18 protein-coding genes, 1 tRNA gene and 1 pseudogene are annotated in these 19143 nt (G+C 58.6%); 11 read left to right on the forward strand and 9 right to left on the reverse strand.

The features are described 5' to 3' along the window. Window positions 1-43: 43 nt before the first annotated feature. A tRNA-Gln gene (locus FGK63_RS02630) sits at window positions 44-118 on the forward strand. Window positions 119-676: 558 nt separating this feature from the next. On the opposite strand, the gene FGK63_RS02635 is transcribed toward FGK63_RS02630, so the two are convergent. After that, complete coding sequence (locus FGK63_RS02635) at window positions 677-2221, reverse strand: primase-helicase family protein (protein WP_138840043.1); 1545 nt, start codon at window positions 2219-2221, stop codon at window positions 677-679. A 1044-nt stretch (window positions 2222-3265) separates the two neighbouring features. Between FGK63_RS02635 and FGK63_RS02640 the strand changes: the two genes are divergently transcribed. Both FGK63_RS02640 and FGK63_RS02645 read left to right on the forward strand, forming a co-directional pair. Continuing rightward, window positions 3266-3799 carry an NYN domain-containing protein gene (locus tag FGK63_RS02640; protein ID WP_246043909.1) on the forward strand — a complete coding sequence of 178 codons (534 nt, stop codon included), beginning with the start codon at window positions 3266-3268 and terminating at the stop codon, window positions 3797-3799. Window positions 3800-4035: 236 nt separating this feature from the next. After that, window positions 4036-4599: a hypothetical protein gene (locus tag FGK63_RS02645; RefSeq protein WP_138840045.1), complete on the forward strand. Its 564-nt coding sequence runs from the start codon at window positions 4036-4038 to the stop codon at window positions 4597-4599. Between the two features lie 131 nt (window positions 4600-4730). Here the strand turns inward: FGK63_RS02645 and FGK63_RS02650 are convergent, their stop codons facing one another. Further along, window positions 4731-5024, reverse strand: coding sequence for a hypothetical protein (locus tag FGK63_RS02650; RefSeq protein ID WP_138840046.1), 294 nt, complete (start codon window positions 5022-5024; stop codon window positions 4731-4733). 191 nt (window positions 5025-5215) lie between these two features. Here FGK63_RS02650 and FGK63_RS20645 point away from each other — a divergent pair, with 191 nt between their 5' ends. The 4 genes and pseudogenes from FGK63_RS20645 to FGK63_RS02660 all read left to right on the forward strand — a co-directional run bounded on the left by FGK63_RS20645 (window position 5216) and on the right by FGK63_RS02660 (window position 6918). After that, window positions 5216-5389: a hypothetical protein gene (locus FGK63_RS20645; protein ID WP_171052550.1), complete on the forward strand. Its 174-nt coding sequence runs from the start codon at window positions 5216-5218 to the stop codon at window positions 5387-5389. Then, window positions 5382-5576 carry a hypothetical protein gene (locus FGK63_RS02655; RefSeq protein ID WP_138840047.1) on the forward strand — a complete coding sequence of 65 codons (195 nt, stop codon included), beginning with the start codon at window positions 5382-5384 and terminating at the stop codon, window positions 5574-5576. The genes FGK63_RS20645 and FGK63_RS02655 overlap by 8 nt, the downstream gene beginning before the upstream one ends. A 37-nt stretch (window positions 5577-5613) precedes the next feature. Then, window positions 5614-5796: pseudogene (locus FGK63_RS21145) on the forward strand (DUF6538 domain-containing protein); the annotation flags it as partial. A 267-nt stretch (window positions 5797-6063) separates the two neighbouring features. Beyond that, entirely contained in the window at window positions 6064-6918 is an 855-nt protein-coding gene (locus tag FGK63_RS02660; protein ID WP_246043912.1) for a tyrosine-type recombinase/integrase, read from the forward strand. 571 nt (window positions 6919-7489) lie between these two features. On the opposite strand, the gene FGK63_RS02665 is transcribed toward FGK63_RS02660, so the two are convergent. Continuing rightward, window positions 7490-7951 (reverse strand): hypothetical protein, encoded by a 462-nt coding sequence (locus FGK63_RS02665; RefSeq protein WP_138840049.1) that lies wholly within the window; start codon window positions 7949-7951, stop codon window positions 7490-7492. 904 nt (window positions 7952-8855) lie between these two features. Here FGK63_RS02665 and FGK63_RS02670 point away from each other — a divergent pair. From FGK63_RS02670 to FGK63_RS02685, 4 genes are all read left to right on the forward strand, one after another. Continuing rightward, the gene (locus FGK63_RS02670) at window positions 8856-9896 is read left to right on the forward strand and encodes a hypothetical protein (protein WP_138840050.1); all 1041 of its coding nucleotides are present in this window, start codon (window positions 8856-8858) and stop codon (window positions 9894-9896) included. 66 nt (window positions 9897-9962) lie between these two features. Continuing rightward, entirely contained in the window at window positions 9963-10259 is a 297-nt protein-coding gene (locus tag FGK63_RS02675) for a hypothetical protein (protein WP_138840051.1), read from the forward strand. Between the two features lie 272 nt (window positions 10260-10531). Further along, window positions 10532-11113: a multicopper oxidase domain-containing protein gene (locus FGK63_RS02680; RefSeq protein ID WP_246043914.1), complete on the forward strand. Its 582-nt coding sequence runs from the start codon at window positions 10532-10534 to the stop codon at window positions 11111-11113. A 79-nt stretch (window positions 11114-11192) separates the two neighbouring features. Continuing rightward, on the forward strand, window positions 11193-11477 hold the full coding sequence (locus tag FGK63_RS02685) for a copper-binding protein (protein WP_218961096.1): 285 nt from the start codon (window positions 11193-11195) through the stop codon (window positions 11475-11477). Between the two features lie 69 nt (window positions 11478-11546). Here FGK63_RS02685 and FGK63_RS02690 read toward each other — a convergent pair whose 3' ends face one another. The 6 genes from FGK63_RS02690 to FGK63_RS02710 all read right to left on the reverse strand — a co-directional run bounded on the left by FGK63_RS02690 (window position 11547) and on the right by FGK63_RS02710 (window position 19103). Continuing rightward, the gene (locus FGK63_RS02690; RefSeq protein ID WP_138840052.1) at window positions 11547-12026 is read right to left on the reverse strand and encodes a DUF411 domain-containing protein; all 480 of its coding nucleotides are present in this window, start codon (window positions 12024-12026) and stop codon (window positions 11547-11549) included. Between the two features lie 249 nt (window positions 12027-12275). Beyond that, window positions 12276-12617: a copper-binding protein gene (locus tag FGK63_RS02695; protein WP_246043915.1), complete on the reverse strand. Its 342-nt coding sequence runs from the start codon at window positions 12615-12617 to the stop codon at window positions 12276-12278. Window positions 12618-12655: 38 nt separating this feature from the next. Then, window positions 12656-15835: an efflux RND transporter permease subunit gene (locus tag FGK63_RS02700; protein ID WP_138840053.1), complete on the reverse strand. Its 3180-nt coding sequence runs from the start codon at window positions 15833-15835 to the stop codon at window positions 12656-12658. Continuing rightward, entirely contained in the window at window positions 15832-18021 is a 2190-nt protein-coding gene (locus FGK63_RS02705; RefSeq protein ID WP_138840054.1) for an efflux RND transporter periplasmic adaptor subunit, read from the reverse strand. Before FGK63_RS02705 ends, FGK63_RS02700 begins: the two co-directional genes overlap by 4 nt. Before the next feature lie 89 nt (window positions 18022-18110). Next, entirely contained in the window at window positions 18111-18515 is a 405-nt protein-coding gene (locus tag FGK63_RS20905; protein ID WP_218961097.1) for a hypothetical protein, read from the reverse strand. 174 nt (window positions 18516-18689) lie between these two features. Next, entirely contained in the window at window positions 18690-19103 is a 414-nt protein-coding gene (locus FGK63_RS02710) for a MerR family DNA-binding protein (RefSeq protein ID WP_138840055.1), read from the reverse strand. Window positions 19104-19143 lie beyond the last annotated feature (40 nt).

Below are 19143 nucleotides of genomic sequence, written 5' to 3' on the forward strand. Positions count from 1 at the left end.
CCTTGATCACCGTCTGCAACCCGCGTAGATAGCCGCTCACCGTTGGGGTGTAGCCAAGTGGTAAGGCAACGGTTTTTGGTACCGCGTACCGTAGGTTCGAATCCTACCACCCCAGCCATTCAATCAGAACATCGATAGACCGCCACCCGTGGCCCCCGTTGGCTAGGGAAAATGCCCCAGTTTCTGCCCCCGACACCCGAGCCACCCGATCTCAACTATAGCGGGTGCTGCGGGGGTGCCCCTCCCTTCAACGGGAGGAGCGGGTTAGCTGGTTTAGGGGCGAGAGTTCTGCATAGCCACGGCTATATCAGCCCCCAATCGACCCCATTCGCTCGCCGGTCGCGCTCGTCCAGCAGATTGTCCCGACGGTCCCCGATGTCGAGATGTCGCGGGTTCACGCAGAGCCGGTTATGGCAGCGGTGGCGAACGACTTGGTCGCGGGTGGCTGGAAGTCGGTGGCGGATGCAATAGACGAACCGGTATGCACGGTCCTGATGACCTCGAAACCGAAGTTTCCTCGGTTGGTCTGTTGGCGTGACCATACATCCGTTTTCATCCACTTCTGTATCGGCCAAAACTTCCTCCACTTTCTGGCGGGCTTCTTCGTAGTGGTTTTCGATCAAGTCGGTGTACCACTCTTGGTGCCGATCCATGGCGACGAGTACACGAGGGGCTCTCATTCGATGATCTCCACCTCGTCTTCATCTGGGTCGATCGGTTGGTCGTACCCGTCAGGGCCTCTCACCCGTCCGCCTGCGACCTGATAGTCGGGATGCACCCAGACGGTTCGGCCGTAGTCAACACCACCCCACTTCACGTTTTCGGAACGCCACCTAAGTTCAGTCATCATGTGGCGAATTCGGTTTTGATTGGATTTCAGTACCTCGATGAAAATTTCCGCCAGTTTCTCCTGTGGAAGTGCGAACCTGCCGAGCCCGTTGATGTGTTCTTCCAGCCGAACCAGAAGAACCTCGCGCGAAGCCTCCATGATGTCCCGCATAACAGGCGTCTCGATCAGGGACAGGTTGAGCGATCGAGGGTTGAATTGGTTCGACGGCTGGTGCGCCATCAGCCCATTATAGAGTCGGGCGATGTTCTCGGGGCGGGCCATCCAGGCGTTGAACTCAGCGATGAAGCCGCCGAAGTTTTCAGCGTCCGGGCCAGACGCATGCCCAGAATGGTCGACGTCAATCACGTAGTAACGCCGATCATCCCCTTCAATCCAGAGGGGCAGATGGTTGGTGGTGAAGACGAAGCAGCAGCACTGTTCGACCTTCTCGACCTCTCGACCTTTCGCCTCCGAAACCGTCACCTTTTCCGTTATGTAGGTTTTTAGGGTGTTTCCGTGCGGCGAGTCCGGCTTCAACTGCAATTCCTCCGAAATCACCAGCTTACTGTCCAGGATTGGCTTGTTGAACTTGCCGGTCAACTTGGCGACGCTGTTTTGCGTGAACGAGTTTTCCGCCCCGAATAACTTGGAAATCAGCGAGCACAGGGTGCTTTTCCCGGTCCCCTTATGCCGCGAGTAAAAGAACGGAGCCCAAGCGGGTTTATCGGCTTCGTTCTGAAGGCACCACGCGAGCCAGTCTTTCAGGACACGACGGTCGACCTCGTGAGGAAAAATCCGGACGAGAAAGTTGTCGAACATAGTCGTATCCGCATCGGCGACGGCAAGGTTGCGGTAGGCCGGTTTGCTCCAAGTGTTGATCGCGACGGTTTCGCCTTCGGGGATGATCGCGCCTTGGGTATCCGGGCGGCATTTCGTCGACCCGTTCCAGATCGGAATTGACTGGCTCGGATCGTCGTGGACTTCTTCGAATGCGCGCTGGAAAACCGAACGCAGCAAGTCTTTGGTCAATTCCACCGTCGGATAGTTATCTGTGAACCGGCGCACACAGATGCGTTTGGCATCCGTCTGGGTCAGCGGCGAGGTGATCTTTTCGACCAGATAGAATTGGTTTTTGCTTCGAACGAACCACTTGCTCACCTGCTTTGACAGGAAAGCGACGTGGTCGTTGGCATCTGTGCCCGCCTCGGGTTCAGACACCGTTACGGGCTCTGATGGGTCAGCTGATACTTCGCCGGTGCCAGAGATCTGAAGATCGGCATTGGTATCTGACACTGCTTGATCATCCACTCTCCGGCGGCGGCGGCGAGGTCTTGATCGGTGGAGTGGTTGGTTTGAGTTTTCGGAAAGAATTTCGCTGGGCTCTTGGTTCATGAATGTTCCTTTCTGAACGTAAAAAAACCGCCATGGAAGGCGGTCTTGGGTTGCATAGTTTTTTCGGTTTTCTCAGGAGTTGAGCAGTCTGCGTACTGGGCAGAAGTTAAGAAACAAGACAGTGCTTCTTAAGGGAGGGAAACAGTTTAGCGCCCGAGATCTTCGTCCCTCGTCGAGCCGCTACTAGTGCGATAACGGGCTTACCTTCCTTCCATTTCCGCTCGTATCATGCGCAAAATTCGCCGTCTCCTCGGCTGCATGTCCGAGCGGTGCTGTAGCGGGTAGCCAGCACCAACACTCTGTACTTGTTTCTCATATGGAAACGTTTCGGTCAACACCCTGCAGCCACCCGCGACCAAGTCGTTCGCCACCGCTGCCATAACCGGCTCTGCGTGAACCCGCGACATCTCGACATCGGGGACCGTCGGGACAATCTGCTGGACGAGCGCGACCGGCGAGCGAATGGGGTCGATTGGGGGCTGATATAGCCGTGGCTATGCAGAACTCTCGCCCCTAAACCAGCTAACCCGCTCCTCCCGTTGAAGGGAGGGGCACCCCCGCAGCACCCGCTATAGTTGAGATCGGGTGGCTCGGGTGTCGGGGGCAGAAACTGGGGCATTTTCCCTAGCCAACGGGGGCCACGGGTGGCGGTCTATCGATGTTCTGATTGAATGGCTGGGGTGGTAGGAAACCTTGCCGCCCGATGATTGTTATAGGCTTTTTGGCGTAGCCCGAGAAACTGGGGCGGTTTCGGGGGCATTCTCGGAGCAAAGCGACGGGCGGAACGTCAGTGAGCAGGGGGCATTTCGTGGACGAAGGACGAGTGAGCAGGAGGCATTGCTGGCCGCTGACCGCCGCTCACGGCTGCTAGCGACTGGCTGGGCCACTGGAGAGCCGTCGACCTCGGCTGACTGGTTCTGGCTGGTGGCTGGGGGTTGGCTGGCCTGGGGGGGTGGATTCAGGCTGGCGAGGCGGCACGAAGCAAGCTACTAAGTCTCTATGATTGCTCCGATTGTTTTGTTCCTAGCGTCTGGTTCCGCCGTAATGGCTACCCTGTTTATCCCCGACTGGTCGGACTTCCTTTTGATTGCCGGACCCTGTTTTTTGGCAAGCGTCGTCCTTTTAGTCCGCGCTATCGCAAGGCGCGCCAAGCAAAGGAAATCGTCAAGTACGCGTTGGATCGTCGTGGATGGGTCGAACGTGATGCACTGGCGCGATGGCACCCCGCAGATCGAGACGGTCAAGGAAACAGTCAACCAGATATCGGCGTTGGGCTACACCCCCGGGGTCGTGTTTGACGCGAACGCTGGTCACCTCCTGTCTGGACGGTATCAGCATGATGGAGCTTTCGCCAAGTTCTTGGGGCTACCGGAAGAGCGAGTGATGGTGGTTCCGAAGGGCACTCCCGCTGACCCAGCAATCCTTACCGCCGCACGCGACCTCGGCGCTCAGATCGTGACCAATGACCGCTTTCGTGATTGGGTTGGCCAGTTTCCCGAGATCCACCAGCCTGGACACCTAATCCGTGGCGGTTACAGGTCCGGTGAGCTTTGGCTGGATGTTGGAGCAATCGGCTAGCAGGTGACTCAGGCTTCCTGCGCCAATTCCAAATCGCACTTCAGGTCACTAGCGAGACCGTCGTCCACCGCTGACGACCCGGTGACTGGTTGGAGGCAGGGGGCTGGCTGGTGGGGGCTCCGGTGGCTGGCGGTTTTAGAGAACAGCAGCCGCCCTGCCGAATACGAACCACCATTGCAAAGAATGTCAGGGGGAGCCACAGACCTGTTGGCGACTAGGCTGGGGGAAAGAAGCATATGTTGGAAACGAGGGAAGGCAAACTCGCGGTAAAGCAATTCCAAAAAACTACGGAAGCCGCTCACACCGCTTATCAGATGGCAAACTATGGAATGGGGCGCACTGCAAGGGAGTTGTCGAGGCATCAAGGCATCGACCCCTTGGCACCTTTTGCAATCGGCCCTGGCGAGCCCGGAAAAACCGACCAGCTAGTAGTTCTTCCAACCAAACTTGTGATCGAGGGGATGCAGCACAACGGCTTATTCTCGACACTCATCGCTACCGGCTTGTTGGCTTGGATCTACTCGCTCTGGGAGGAAGAATATCGATACAAGATTTCCCAAGCGGAAGACTGTAAAAAGAACGATGTGCGATGCGATTTGATGAATGATTTGCGCCTGATACGACATTGGGTTCTCCACGATAGAATGATCGCAGACGAGAAGAACCATAAAAAACTGAAGGTTCTAAGTTGGCCATCCAAGTCAGGCGAATTCGCTATTGGAAAGGCAGAGATGGAAGAACTACAGCGTGCGATCAACAAAATGGAAGTTTACAAACAGCCAGTGTCTCAAAAAAGTTAGTTACCGAGAATTCACTCGTTTGCTTACGAGGCTAAAGCTTTGAATTCCGCGACAAACAGAAGCACTGTCCCGCACAGCAGCCATCAACCGGCCACGATATCTTCAGCGTCCTTCGGACTGGCGGGCGCGGATTACCCGAGCCCCTCCCTGCTAAGGCGCGCCGTGATCTGGCAGGGGTTATGCTGGTTATTGGCATCTTGATGGTTTCGCGCATGGCAGAACGGGCAAAGGGCTATCGGCGTCAGTACCCTTTCGCCCGTCGCAATGTCAGAGCAGAACTCTTCGCCGCAGACTTCAAGAAGTTCTCCCCGCAGAATCAGATCCAAGGTCGTAGTGCCGCAGTAGTGGCATTGGGCTTCTGAGAGAGCTTCCCTGAGTTCCTTGAACGTGATCTTGCGTTGATAATTGCACTCGATGCCTGACATGGTCGCCCCCCCTCAGCCGAAAACTACTTAATCCCGGTTACCGCCGCGTTCACCAAAACGCTGCTTTTTGCTTTCGAAGGTTGACGCTAGTTCCCAGTCGGACTTCTTCAAGTCGAAATTTGATCGGGGCGCGACCAAAAACCGAGGACCCTCCTGTACCTAAATTGATAGCAACTACAGGAGTTTGACTAATGAAGTACCTGTCTGCCCTCGGCGTCCTCGCCGGGGGTTTTCTTTTGACCCCACCTCCCAAGGCCGTCCTGACGACGATGCTCTGGGTGATCTCCCGTTCCCACCCCGCCGTCTCGGCGCTGGTTCTGCTGGCGGTCGTATCGGCTTGGAAGCACGGAGGCGACGATGACTGAGTTGGAGTTGAACCCCGGCGACGTCGTGGTGATCCGGGCCTTCGATGACGTCCCTGAGCATCGCTTCCGAGTGGACGAGGTGTTCGAAGACTGCGTGACCGGGTTTGCGCTGACCGGCCCTCTGGCTGGCGAGTACGGCGAACCATCCTTGGAGTTAATCATCCGGGTCGTCACCAAGACCGGCTGACATCCCCCAAAAACCAAATCAGAAAGGAGGAGACGCAATGTCTGCTCACATTCGGTATGCCTACCTGAAAGGCCATACGTGGCTCTATCGCCGAAACTACCCCGTTGACGTGGCTCTTGCGCTGGGCGCTCAGGCGCTGAAGCAGAGCCTCAAGACCGGTGACCGCAACACCGCCCGCGTCCGAGCCGCTGAAGTCAACGCTCGATTTGAGACGTTGGTGGAGCAGGTTCGGTCGCAAGCAGAGGACGCCCTGTCTGCCACGGAGAGCAACGCTGAGGCTCCCGCATGGTTGGACCACCCGACGACCGCCCTCGTGCGTCTCCGGGCCACTCTGGAGGACTCTGGTACCGTTCTCGATCGCCCCACGTTCACGCGGCCAGTGGTACCGGAGAAGGTGTTGGTCCGAGAGAAAAGTCGAGAGTACCTACGACGCCGCAGTAATGACCTTCGGCCCAGCGGGTTCAAGTCGATCCGATACTCTGTCGGTTTGTTCGCTAGCAAGTTCGGTGACCGGTCCGTCTGCAGTCTGTCCAGGGCCGACGGGCGTGAGTTTCTGAGCCTGATCGCCCAGCTTTCCCCGATGATCGGCAAGTCGGAAACGACGCGGGGGCTGGGGCTGGACCAGTTGGTCGCGTTCTCGTCCCACGGATCGGTGACCATAACGGCCAGAACCCAGCGGCGGATCTGGTCACAGGTCAACCACTTCCTCGACTGGGTGGTCTACGAGGGGCATTTGGAGGTCAATCCGTTTCGGACGGTTCCTTTCGATCGGAAGGTGCGCCCAGCGCCCTACGCGGTTCCGACCGACGATGAGGTGGTCCGGGTTCTCCAAGCCAAGGATCGGGAACTGCATCCGGTTCTGCTGACCTGCCTGTTGTCGGGAATGCGAGCGGGGGAAGCGGTCGGGCTGCTCCGGGACGACCTCGTGACCAAGGGAAACCTCGGGTGGTTCGTTCATGTTCGTCCCAACCAGCTTCGACTGCTGAAGACCGACGCGGCGGAGCGGCTAGTCCCGGTGCATCCGGTCCTGGACGAGCTGTTTCGGGAGTTACCGTCGTCCGGCCCGCTGTTCCCTGATCTGACCGTCGCGCAGGTGACCAAGGGGTTCGCCCGACTGCGACGACGGCTGGACCTGGAGCGACCGGGGCTGGTGTTTCACTCGACCCGAAAGTGGTTCATCACCCAGTGCGAGCGAACCGGGGTTCCGGAGCACTTCACGGCGTCGCTGGTCGGCCACAAGTCGGCGCGGTCGGAGAACGGGATCACCTACGGCATCTACTCTGCTGGCATCAGTGACGAGCAACGCCGGTCGATCGTGGACCAAATCCGGTTACCGACATGACGTTCCCGGACATCGACGCGTTCGAGGAACGAGCCGCTATCGCTGAATTCGATGGCGGTTGCTCTCGTAGACAGGCTGAAAATCTGGCGGCGCGGGCTCAAGGGTTCCGTGACGCTGACGCCTACTGGCAGTGGTTGGCCGACTACGTGGTTAACCGGACACCACCCTGACACCTATCCCTCGGCGGCCCTTAGCGGGTTCGCCGGGGGTGTTCAGTTTGCTTTCTTTTTGCCAAAGCGGATGTTGATTGGCCGAAGGTGGATGGCCGAGTTGCGGGACTCAACAGCCGTTCAACTGCGGCTTACGGATGACTGCAGCCAGCCTAAAGTAGACCTTTACTTGGTTTGGTGGCGTGAACGCAGCTAGGACAATGCTGCCATTTGATATGCACGGGCCTGAATGTCCGGATTATTGGGCTTACCGCATTTCCAATCCAGAAGAACAGCTCGCAGCATTTTGCGAGTTGCCTAAGTGTTCGCTTTACAAGAAGTAATGAAAACCACCCGTTCAGGTCAACTCGATATGGTTCACGGATAAGTTGGAGTTTTGCTATGGGTTTCACTCCCAAAAGCTACTTAGTTGTCGCAAGCACTGATGCACCAACTGTTTGATTTTCATCAGAAAAGCTCAATATCACTTCGTACCTTATCACCGTATCAAATCCGGTTAAGGTTCTAATTATTGATGGTGTTTGTTTGCGGTACTGCTCTACCGTCCAATAGCCGGTCATTGATGCCACCGGTTGATTTTCTCTAGTCGGCACGAAGCTTTGGCTTCGATACCTATGAGGTCCTGCAATCTCGAAGTGATGGTATGCAAACCAGTGTTGAAGCCTATTTTGGTTTGACAGGCTTCTGGCTATACGAAACACACAGACCGCTGCTCCGCGCCCCGTACCAACCCTGTCCCAATCAAACTTAAGTAGGTTTGGTTGTTTTTTGTTTTGTTCATCTTCTATTAGGCAACTCTGCACATCTGGATAAGCATGAATTGCCTTTCGAAACTGGCCCCATCGAGCTTGTTCAGAATCCATGACATATCCGAGGAACAAGTACGGCTCGTCTTCTTGGGTGGATAAATGGTCATACTCAATCGTACAGCTATCGTCAGAGCGGCAATGCTCCCAAACGTCAACAGGGGCGCTCTCTGACAAAACTGCATACCCGGAGCAAAACCACACGAGTGATGACGCGATCACCAAATATCTAGCCCATTGCTTTGTCATAAGAGCACTTACTCAACCAAAGGCGGTGCGCCTGAGTCATGCTCACCCTATGGGCACAAATCAATATGCCACCAGTCGGGTTTACCTTACCTGACCACTTCATAACCTCAGTTTCCACGAGTTTCTTCGACAAACCCATTCCCTCCGCCACCTCGGATGCGCAAAGCTCCTTTCCCGACACTCAGACAAGGAGCGGCAATTGTTACTTTGGGCTCGAACCGGTCATCTGACCGAACCACCCGGATGACCGCTTCGGCGGCCCCCAGCCCCAGCCACCAGCCAGAACCAGTCAGCCGAGGTCGACGGCTCTCCAGTGGCCCAGCCAGTCGCTAGCAGCCGTGAGCGGCGGTCAGCGGCCAGCAATGCCTCCTGCTCACTCGTCCTTCGTCCACGAAATGCCCCCTGCTCACTGACGTTCCGCCCGTCGCTTTGCTCCGAGAATGCCCCCGAAACCGCCCCAGTTTCTCGGGCTACGCCAAAAAGCCTATAACAATCATCGGGCGGCAAGGTTTCCTACCACCCCAGCCATCTTTCTCTGAAAGACCCGCAAAACAAGGGGAAATCCTCCCCGTCCTCCCGTCGTGTATCCCAGCCCTCCGGCAGTGGGATACAAGGTGGGATACATCCCTCCAGTTCCAGGATCGGTTACCGCGCCCGGGGACGCAGCCGCGTCGGCCCCTATCTCATGCGGCGTGGCCGTGTCTTCTACTTCATGAAGCGGCTGCCCCGAAAAATTTCCGGCGGGGCATCAAACCGATTTCTGCGCCTTTCCCTGCAGACCGAGTTCCCGCTCGACGCCGTGGTGCGGGCCGGACGCCTGCTCACGGTCTACGAGCAGAAGGAACCGGAAATCGTGGACGCCCTGGCAAAAGAATACCTGTCACCCAAGCAGGCGGAGGCCCTGCTGAAAGCAATGCTGCGCAACGAACTCAATCGCATTCTGGAGGACCAACGTGCGGAACGCGCATTTTCGGATCGGGAAACCGAGGACCGTATCGAGGCCCTGGAAGCGGAAAACCAGGCCCTGAGAAAAGCCATCAGGCAAAAGGACTGGAACCTCGTGCAACCGGCCCTGGTGGCGGCAGGGAAGGACATATCTCTGAAAGTACCGCTCCCGGTTTCTCCTGACCTTGGGTGCCAGGCCGCGTCCCTGCAACGTCAGATCAACAAGGTCGAAACCGAAGTTCTCGATGGCGAGGATATCCGGGTCGCCGCCGCGCGGCTTCTGCCGGGCGCCGACAACAAGGATTTCGATCGGTTTATCCAGGGGGAGATCATGTTGTCGGGCGCGATCGAGAGCGCGGTCGCCAATGCGACGTCAGCAGACATGGCGCGAAAGAACGCCGCCACCGGCACCATCGCGCTCGAGTTCTGGGGGGATATTCCCTTGGCCACGGTCACGACGGAGGACGTAAAGGATCTGATGTGGTTCATCCAGCGGATCCCGTCACTGCACGGGAAGAAGCACGGCAACAACCGCTTCGTCAAGGATCGCACGCATGCGACGAAGCGCGAGGAAATTGAACTGGCAGATCTGCAGGATGCTGAACTCCGCGCCGAAATCGAGGCGGACACATCGCTCTCGCTGCCCGAAAAACGGGCCCGCCTCGCGGAGGTCCCTGTCCCGCGACTGACCATGACGACGGTCGGAAATCACCTCGACCGCCTGCACGGCATCTTCAGAAATGCGCAGGACAACCTCGGCTATTCCGGCCAAACCCGTTTCTTGACGCACGTGAGCAGCCCGATCTGATTGGTCCAGGAAACGGGCGCTCTTGGAGCTCTGCGCAAATCCCAGTGACCGGAATATGTTCAGCGCGTGGTAGTGCTGGCAAAGATACCTGTCTGCGTATTCATACCTGGCCTGCTCCTCGTCGAGCACGACGGTTGGCCATTCTTCCTCTTCAAGGAGCTGGAGATAAATCAGCGCGATGAGCAATCTCCTGGCAGCGGGTTCAATCGGCGCCAGCTTGATGTATTCCGCCATGGCATGCCAAATCATGAAGCGGCCGTTGTCTTCGGGCATGTCGTCCTCCGTATCTTGTACGTCGAACAGGTGGTACCGCTGCGCCTGGACCGGAGCGGGTTTGAGTGCTGCGCGAAACACCCGGATTGATGACGCATGGACCCGGATCGCGATCGCGGGGAGCCGGAAGGTCGCTTCATCGACCCGGACCGATGCGAGGCGGCGCGTTTCAAGCTTCTGACAGTCAACGTTTTTTCCGACCACGAAATCCTTGAAGTTCCTCAAATCAGGAAATCGACAAATGGCCTGCGGCCGGGTTTGACTTGGGTTTTCAAGAGGTGATCAGCCCTCCGCGAAAAACTGAAAAAAAATTTCTCTCTGTCCGCTGCGATCCCACTTCTTGTCTACACGGCAACCTGACCATGACCAACCATCCGATCCACATGCATGGCTACGACTTCGAGGTAACCGGTACCGATGGCGGCTGGGTCCGCCCCGAGGCGCGCTGGCCCGAGGTGTCAATCGACATCCCGGTCGGCGCCATGCGCGCCTATGAGTTCGATGCAGTGCACGAAGGCGACTGGGCCATCCACTGCCACAAGTCGCACCACACGATGAACGCGATGGGGCATGATGTTCCGACCTTCATCGGCGCCGACAAATCGCGCCTGACACAGATGATCCGCCGGCACCAGCGCGGCTACATGCCGATGGGCACCGCCGGGATGGCCGACATGGGCGAGATGGAGATGCCGTTGTCTGACAACACAGTGCCGATGATGACCGGCTGGGGGCCCTATGGGCCCTTGGAGATGGGCGGCATGTTCTCGGTCGTGAAGGTGCGCGAAGGATTGGCGGCGGACGATTACGCCGATCCGGGGTGGTACGAGAACCCGCCGGGAACCCAGGCTTATGAATGGACAGGCGAGTTGCCCGAACCGGCCTCGCATGACAGCGCTCGCACGCTCTATTCGCCACGTCCCTCAAGCCGGGACCGGGCGTGAACGTAAAATGCGTGTCCGGACCGCAATGCGTGCCGGTCACGCCGGATCCACGGGTTCAACCAAAAGAAAAGGAAATCTGATGACATCCCTGAAGTCGCTTGCCGCATCCGTCCTGCTGATCGCGGTTTCCGCGGTTCCGGCATTCGCCGAAACCTTTACGCGTGGCGTTGTCACTGAAATCGACAGCGACGCGCAGAAAGTTACGATCGAGCACGAAGAACTGGTCGACCTCGGCATGCCCGCGATGACGATGGTGTTTCGTCTGGCCGATCCGGCGATGCTGGAAACGCTTGGCGAGGGCCAGGAAATCGAGTTCGTCGCCGAGCGCATCAACGGCAAGCTGACCGTGACCAAGCTGCAATGACGAAAACACCCCTTCAGGCGTCCGCCAGAAGGGGTAACCGCCCGAAACCTTTCGCGCGAACCGTACGGCTCACGCGGCTGGGTAGCTGCTGAACACTTCCGTAGTGCCGTCTTTGCGGATCAGGAAAACATCAAAAGCTTCGCGCTCGCTCTCCGGGCCCATTCCGGGAGAACCCATGGGCATTCCCGGTACCGACAGACCGGCGGCATCAGGGCGCTCGGCCAGAAGGCGCCGAATGTCTGCAGGTGGAACGTGCCCTTCTATGAAGTAGGCTCCCAACTGGCCTGTATGGCAGGATGTCATGTCCTCGGGAATACCATTGGCAGACTTGTAGGCGTTCAATGCCTCCCACGAGACGTTTTCGACGCTCACTTCGAAACCTTCCGCTTGCATGATCTTGATCCACGAACCGCAACAGCCGCAACTCGGGTCCTTGAGAACGTGGATCGAATTACTGCCCGTCGCGAAAGCGGGCATTGCGGCCGAAACCGCCAACGCCGCCGCTCCTCGCATGATCGAACGTCGGCTCAGATTGTTTGCCATCGTCATGTTTACCCTCCAGAGATAGCACCCATGCGCCGGAACGTGACTTGCGCGCTGGAAAACGTCACGGTTCTTTCACGGTTCGCTGCAGTGGTGTTGGTCCTATTTTACGGTTAACGCTTACCTTGGTGTGGTTTTCGTTTTTGCATTTACGCGAAGTACTCGGTCTCGCATATGACGTTGATCAAGTTCAAAACCGTTCTCATCCATGTCTGCGAAAATCACTTCTCCGGGACGGCATTGATGAGCTTCTCGTCAGTTCGGCACCATGGCGCTAATGGCGTACATTCCGTCAGAACCCTTGACCAGCATGATCGTTACCTTGTCGCCGGGTACGATTGCGCCTTGGATCTGCGCGTCAGCGAGGAGCGGCAGGTCCATTGTCATACCAGGCCAGCCGATCTCGGGAATGGGGTCGTGACTGACGTTTGCGGTGCCCTCGCCGATCGAGTTGAGGACGGCGGTGGCGTGTACCGCGCCCTCCATCTGGCTGTCACTCATGTGCATGCTGGTGTGATCCATGCTGTGAGACGTCTGGGCCAAGGCACCGCCGGAAGAAAAGGCAAGGACGGCGCAGAAGAAGGCAAGATTTTTCATTGGAGTTTCTCTCCGAGGTTCAGGTTTACTACTGTGTTTCATTCGGCTGGAACAGCTGTTTCGGCCGCCTGCAAAAGGTTGCCGATCTGGCGGTTGACGCGCCGCAGGGCCAGGCGCTTCCAGATGACGAAGATCGCGGGGATGACGAAAAGCGTCAGCAGCGTTGCCGTGACCATGCCTCCGACCATCGGCGCCGCGATACGTTGCATGATCTCCGATCCGGTGCCATGGCCGTACATGATCGGGATCAGGCCGGCGAAAATCGTCGCAACCGTCATCACTTTCGGGCGGACGCGCAAGAGCGCGCCCTCGAACACGACTTCCTCGATGTCGAAGGATACAAGGCTACGGCCTTCGGAGACGGCGAGTTTCTTCCGTTTCTCCCAAGCCAGGTTTAGATAAAGCAGCATCACGATCGCGGTTTCGACGGCGACCCCGGCCAGCGCGATGAAGCCCACCAGCACCGCCACCGAGATGTCGAAGCCGAGGTACCACAGGAACCAGACCCCGCCGGCCAAAGCTACGGGCAGCGCTGCAAGGATGATGCCCACTTCGATCACGCGGTTGAACGCCAGGAACAGCATCAGCGTGATGATCAGAAGCGTGGCAGGCGCAACCACTGTCAGCCGCTGCTGCATCCGCTCGATGTATTCGTATTGCCCGGACCAGGTTATCGAGTAGCCCGGCGGAAGCGATACCTCCTGCGCAACCTTGGCGCGTGCCTCGTTCACGTAGCCGCCCAGGTCGCGCCCGGCGATGTCGATGAATACGAAGCCGGTGCGCCGGGCGTTTTCGGACCGGATCATGCCTGGGCCGTCGACGATGCGGACATCGGCGAGGGCACCAAGCGGGATGTGCGCACCGGAGGGGGTCACCACCGGCAGATCCTTCAGGCGTTCGGGGCTGTTTCGCCATTCCTGTGGATAGCGCAGGTTGATCGGGAAACGTTCGAGCCCCTCGACCGTTTCCGAGACCTGCATTCCGCCGATCGCTGTCTGCACCACATCCTGAACGTCGCGCACGCTCATCATGTAGCGTGCCGCGGCCTCACGGTTGACGTCGATTTCGATGAACCGTCCGCCCACGGGTCGCTCGGCATAAGCCGATGCCGTGCCCTCAATGCCGGCGACGGCGCGTTCGACCTCGACACCGATCTCTTCGATGACCGAGAGCTCCGCACCTGAAATCTTGACCCCCACCGGCGTCTTGATCCCGGTTGCCAGCATGTCGATCCGGTTCTTGATCGGCTGGATCCAGACGTTCGTCACTCCCGGCACCTGAACCGTACGGTCGAGTTCGTCACGGATTCGCTCCATCGTCATTCCCGGCCGCCATTCGGACTCGGGCTTCAGCTGGATTGTCGTTTCGATCATGGTGAGGGGCGCGGGATCGGTAGCCGACTCGGCGCGTCCGAGTTTGCCGTGGACCGTTTTGACCTCGGGCACTGTGGCTATTAGCCGGTCCGTCTGTTGCAGGACCTCGCGCGCCTTGCCGATGGACACACCCGGGTACAGCGAGGGCATGTAGAGGAAATCGCCCTCGTTGAGCTCCGGCATGAACTCGCTGCCGATCCGCTGGAGCGGCCACCACATTGAGGTGACCAGCGCGACCGACAGCAGTGTCGTTGCCCAGGGCCAGGCAACTGCCGCGTCAAGAAACGGACGATAGGCCCAGATAACCATGCGGTTGAGGGGATTCTTGTGTTCCGGCATGATCCGCCCGCGCACGAAGTACCCCATCAGGACCGGTACAAGCGTGATCGACAAGATCGCGGCCGCTGCCATGGCGTATGTCTTGGTGAAAGCCAGCGGCTTGAAAAGCCTGCCTTCCTGGCTTTCCAACACGAAAACCGGAAGGAAGCTCACCGTGATGATCGCCAGCGAATAGAACAGTGCCGGCCCCACTTCGGATGCGCATTCGCCGACGATCCGCCATCGATTCCGATCAGTCAGCTTCTCGTTTTCCAGCCTCCGGTGCATGGCCTCTATCATTACGATAGCTGCGTCCACCATGGCGCCGATAGCAATGGCTATGCCGCCCAGTGACATGATGTTGGCGTTCACGCCCTGCAGTTTCATGATGATGAAGGCCGCGAAGATTCCCAGAGGCAATGACAGCAAGATCACAAGTGATGAGCGCATGTGCAGCAGGAACGCCGCGCAGACCAGCACGACGACAATGAACTCTTCGGTCAGCTTGTCCTGCAGGTTGTCGATGGCCCGCTCTATGACACCCGCGCGGTTATAGGTGGTCACCAGTTCCACGCCTTCGGGCAGGTTTGGGCGGATTTGCTCGATCCGCTCTTCGACGTTCTTGATTGTGGCAAGAGCGTTGCCGCCCCAACGCAGGATAACGACGCCGCCCACAGCGTCACCTTCACCGCCGAATTCACCGACGCCTCTGCGAAGTTCGGGGCCAAAGCGGATATCGGCGACATCGCCAAGCGTGATCGCCGCGCCACGTTCGTTCACCATCAGCGGCGCGCGGGCGAGATCGGCCAGCTCGTCGACATATCCGGTCGAGCGGATCATGAACTCGGCTTCGCCCATCTCGATGACGCTGCCGCCAGTCTCTCTGTTGGCCGCCTGAATGGCGCCTCTTAACTGCGGCAGTGTGATGTCGTAGGCGCGCAATTTGTCAGGATCGACCACGACCTGGTATTGGCGGACCATGCCGCCGATGGTTGCGACTTCGGATACACCGTCGACCGTCTGGAGTTCGTATTTCAGGTACCAGTCCTGCAGGGTCCGCAGCTGCGCCAGATCGTGATTGCCGGTCCGGTCTATCAGCGCGTACTGGTAAATCCAGCCGACGCCGGTCGCATCGGGTCCCAGTTGCGGAGAAACATCTTCGGGCAGGCGAGACGCGATTTGCCCAAGGTATTCCAGAACGCGGGTCCGCGCCCAGTAAAGATCGGTGCCGTCCTCGAAAACGACATAGACATAGCTGTCGCCGAAGAACGAGAAGCCGCGCACATCGCTTGCGCCCGGGACGGCAAGCATCGCAGTGGCAAGCGGATAGGTGATCTGGTTCTCGACCACCTGCGGCGCCTGACCGGGGTATGGGGTGCGGACGATCACCTGTACGTCAGACAAGTCGGGGATGGCGTCCACCGGAGTTTCGCGGATTGCCCAAACTCCTGCAATTCCTATCATCACCGCAAGCGCGAGGATCAGGAACCGGTTGGCCAGGGAAAGACGGATGATTGCGGGAATCATTGGGTCAACTCCCGTTCGGCGGCGATCCCAACCAGCGTCAGTGAGAAATCAGGGTTGCGAAGGAACAGCAGACCAACCTTCTCGCCTACCGGAAGGGTTGCCGGGTCAATAGCATCATCCACGGCGAAATCCATCGTCATCCCCGGCATGCCAATCTCGACCATTGCCTCATGGGTGATATTCACCATGCTTCGGCCCGGATCTGTCGCGTTGATCGTGCCCTCTACCTCCATAGGGGGTGGGACCGGCTCTGCGCTCGCCAATACAAGCGCCATGCCGTCTGGGCGGACGAAAGTGAGGGTCATCTCAGCTCCGGTGACCAATGTGGCCGGATCCAACTCTTCGGCAATGGCGAAGGCCATCGTCATTCCGGGCATCCCGAGTTCGGTCATCGGGCCGTGGCTGATCGTTGCCATGCGCGCCCCATCGTCCACCGCATCGATGGTGCCGCGGACGACGATCGGCGCTGCTTCCACCATCGCGGATTCCTCTGCCGTCGGTGCGTCTTTGTCGGATTCCGCCCGCAGCGCGATGATGTTGAACATGCCAGCGGTGTCCTTGGCCAGATCGAACTCGACCGGTACGTCCAAAGCCACCGATGTCGGATCGAGCCCGGAGACCCTGAAATCCATTTCCATCGCAGGCCAGCCAAGTGCCGGAATCGGATCATGCGATACAGTCAGTTTGCCGTCCGGGGTCACGGCCCGGACGGTGCCGGTTCCCGTGGCCGCAATCCCGTCGTCGCCGCCGATCTCAACCACCGCAAGAAGGTTATCCGCGCCGCGGGCAACCGTGAACGCGACTTCGGACGCTTCGGCCAGTTGATCGAGCGCAACATCCGCCCGCACCGGAAAATCAGAGATCATTGCCGGCCAGTCGAGGCTTTCGATGGCGCTATGCCGGATCCTCGCCAGCCGGGCTTCGCGGTCCAGCGTGACAAGCGTGCCTGTGCCGCGCGCCGGCGCCTCGTCGGTCGGTGCCATGCGCATCAGACCGGCGCTTAGGGCGCTTTCGCTGTCGATCAGGAACTGAGCCGACGCGACGACCTCTTCGCCCGGAGCAAGTCCCTGGACGATTTCGGTTCGGCCGCCCTCGCCAAAATTGTCACGCAAGCCGGTTGTAACCAGTCGCGGTTTGAAGGTTCCGTCACCGGTCTTCAGGATTACGCGCTCCGCCGAACCGGTCCGGATAACAGCCTCGGACGGCACCGTCAGCGCCGTTCGTGTTTGGGATGAAACCAAGCTCACGGTTCCGAACATGTTAGGTCGTAAAAGCCCCTCCGAGTTGTCGAACCTCAGCCGCACCGGCAGTGTGCGGGTCTTGGGATCGAGCTCGGGGTAGATGTAATCGATCTCTCCCATAAATGTGCGCCCGCGCAGATGCTCAAACCGAGCGATGGCGCGCATGTCTTCGTCGAGCCGCGCGATATCCCGCTCGAATACATCGACGATCACCCAGACGGTGCTCAGGTCGCCAAGCGAAACGGCCGGCGTCCCGGGCTGAAGATACATGCCGTCGGCAGCCGAGAGTGCGATCACGACGCCGTCTTGCGGGGCCTTGACCTTGATGGTGCGCGCAAGCTCGCCCTGGGCTTCAATTTCAGCGATCTGGGTGCCCGACATTCCGAGGTTCAGCAACTTGCTTCGGGCAATTTCCAGGATCTTGGGCTCCCCCGCCCTGGCTGCCCGCACCAGATCGCCGGTCGCACGGCCAATCTCGGGCGAAAACATTTCGAACAGGACGTCACCTTTCGACACACGATCACCGACTGCGCGCGTCATCAGCCGCTCGATCCACCCGTTGACGCGGGTGTGTACGTGGCTTGTCCGGTGCTCGTCGTATCGCACAAAACCGACGGTCTCGATTTTCAGCGAAATGTCCGACATCCGCGAAACCGCAGTGCGCACGCCGATGGCATTGACCTCGGCCGGAGAAAGCGACACTTCGGCGGGATCGCCTGCTGGCTCCTGCCCGGCGTAGACCGGGATCAGGTCCATACCCATTGGCGATTTCCCGGGTTCGCCGCGTCGGTAGTTCGGATCCATCGGGGCAACCCAGTACAAGATCTCGGGACTATCCGAAGCCGAGTTTTCAGTGAAATTGAGGTAGGTCCGTTCCAGAAAAACCCCACCTGCCGCGCCTGCCGCAAGGGCAAGGATGCTGAGCGCCGTGTAACGTCCACGCATGATATCCTCCAGGCTGATCGTAGTGAGACAGCCGATATTGTTGACCTATTCCCGGCGCGTCTCAGGACCGACGCCGGCAGAAATGAACGTCAAACGTTCTTGGGAGGCCGAACTGGAGGTGGTGTTTCCATGTGAACGCCAAAATCGTTCACGCCTGCTTTCAGGAGCAGCATGGAAGCATTCATAACTGGGGATGGAACAATTGCGGACAGCATGTCGCAGCTGAAACATGTGCTGCCGATGCACCGGGCGGAAACCTGATTGTCCTTACATCCAGAGCGATCATCGCTCCGTGATGGAGCCGCCGATTCATGAGTGTTAGCAAGCCCGAAACTCGATGAGTGGACCAATTCTTCGGAGTGAGTTTGCTGATGTGTCGTGTGCATGGCCATAGTCGACGAGATGTTTGTCGCAGCGGCAAAGACCAGTGCAACAAAAACGATGGCCACGCGTCGTGCCAGACATATCCAGAATCGATAGTCCACGAGCAGCATATAGCCTCGCTCGGCAAGGCTGCCAAGTGGTCACATAAGAGGTCCGATCGTCCAAGTTGATTTCCGCCGCCGGGCATCGGAAAGCCGTTTTCTGCGCATTCTTTGTGACGTTACCCCGGCACACGCCGAGAAGTACCATACGCCGGATCAGTCGGACGGCCATCAGACCAAGATCTAATCTGTTTCTTTGCCCTCGATGGCGTCAACAATCGAGCATTGCCGGATTTCGCCACGCCCCGGACAGGCCTCAATCAACTTGTCCAGAACGCTTCGCATCCGGGTGAGCCCTTCGATCCGCCCCTGAATATCGTCGCGCTTGACGCGTGCGCGAGCCTGAAACGCTTCGCATCCGGCATTCGGCGCCGTGCGCAACACCAGCAGGTCGGCGATTTCGGCCAGCGAAAAGCCGAGCTTCTTGGCGCCGGAAATGAACTTCAGCCGCCAAAGCGTGTTACCACCATAATCCCGCGCTCCGCCGCTGATCGGGCGCGGCGGTTGTGCGATAAGGCCCTTCCTTTCATAGAAACGGATGGTTTCGACACCCATCCCGGCTTCGCGCGCAGCCTGGCTGATCGTGAGCGATTGCATCTTGGTCTACCTCCGTCACCGGCACCTTGACACCGTATCA

Origin of the sequence: Ruegeria sediminis (genome assembly GCF_005938215.1) — a bacterium.
GTDB lineage: Bacteria > Pseudomonadota > Alphaproteobacteria > Rhodobacterales > Rhodobacteraceae > Ruegeria > Ruegeria sediminis.

Excerpts from the sequence above, each read along its gene's own strand:
- FGK63_RS02635 (WP_138840043.1), bottom strand. The coding sequence starts at position 2,221 with ATGAACCAAGAGCCCAGCGAAATTCTTTCCGAAAACTCAAACCAACCA.
- FGK63_RS02705 (WP_138840054.1), bottom strand. The coding sequence starts at position 18,021 with ATGCGTGGACGTTACACGGCGCTCAGCATCCTTGCCCTTGCGGCAGGC.
- FGK63_RS02685 (WP_218961096.1), top strand. The coding sequence starts at position 11,193 with ATGACATCCCTGAAGTCGCTTGCCGCATCCGTCCTGCTGATCGCGGTT.
- FGK63_RS02650 (WP_138840046.1), bottom strand. The coding sequence starts at position 5,024 with ATGTCAGGCATCGAGTGCAATTATCAACGCAAGATCACGTTCAAGGAA.
- FGK63_RS02700 (WP_138840053.1), bottom strand. The coding sequence starts at position 15,835 with ATGATTCCCGCAATCATCCGTCTTTCCCTGGCCAACCGGTTCCTGATC.
- FGK63_RS02645 (WP_138840045.1), top strand. The coding sequence starts at position 4,036 with ATGTTGGAAACGAGGGAAGGCAAACTCGCGGTAAAGCAATTCCAAAAA.
- FGK63_RS02710 (WP_138840055.1), bottom strand. The coding sequence starts at position 19,103 with ATGCAATCGCTCACGATCAGCCAGGCTGCGCGCGAAGCCGGGATGGGT.
- FGK63_RS02695 (WP_246043915.1), bottom strand. The coding sequence starts at position 12,617 with ATGAAAAATCTTGCCTTCTTCTGCGCCGTCCTTGCCTTTTCTTCCGGC.
- FGK63_RS02655 (WP_138840047.1), top strand. The coding sequence starts at position 5,382 with ATGACTGAGTTGGAGTTGAACCCCGGCGACGTCGTGGTGATCCGGGCC.
- FGK63_RS02670 (WP_138840050.1), top strand. The coding sequence starts at position 8,856 with ATGAAGCGGCTGCCCCGAAAAATTTCCGGCGGGGCATCAAACCGATTT.
- FGK63_RS20645 (WP_171052550.1), top strand. The coding sequence starts at position 5,216 with ATGAAGTACCTGTCTGCCCTCGGCGTCCTCGCCGGGGGTTTTCTTTTG.
- FGK63_RS20905 (WP_218961097.1), bottom strand. The coding sequence starts at position 18,515 with ATGCTGCTCGTGGACTATCGATTCTGGATATGTCTGGCACGACGCGTG.
- FGK63_RS02665 (WP_138840049.1), bottom strand. The coding sequence starts at position 7,951 with ATGGATTCTGAACAAGCTCGATGGGGCCAGTTTCGAAAGGCAATTCAT.
- FGK63_RS02690 (WP_138840052.1), bottom strand. The coding sequence starts at position 12,026 with ATGACGATGGCAAACAATCTGAGCCGACGTTCGATCATGCGAGGAGCG.
- FGK63_RS02680 (WP_246043914.1), top strand. The coding sequence starts at position 10,532 with ATGACCAACCATCCGATCCACATGCATGGCTACGACTTCGAGGTAACC.
- FGK63_RS02640 (WP_246043909.1), top strand. The coding sequence starts at position 3,266 with ATGGCTACCCTGTTTATCCCCGACTGGTCGGACTTCCTTTTGATTGCC.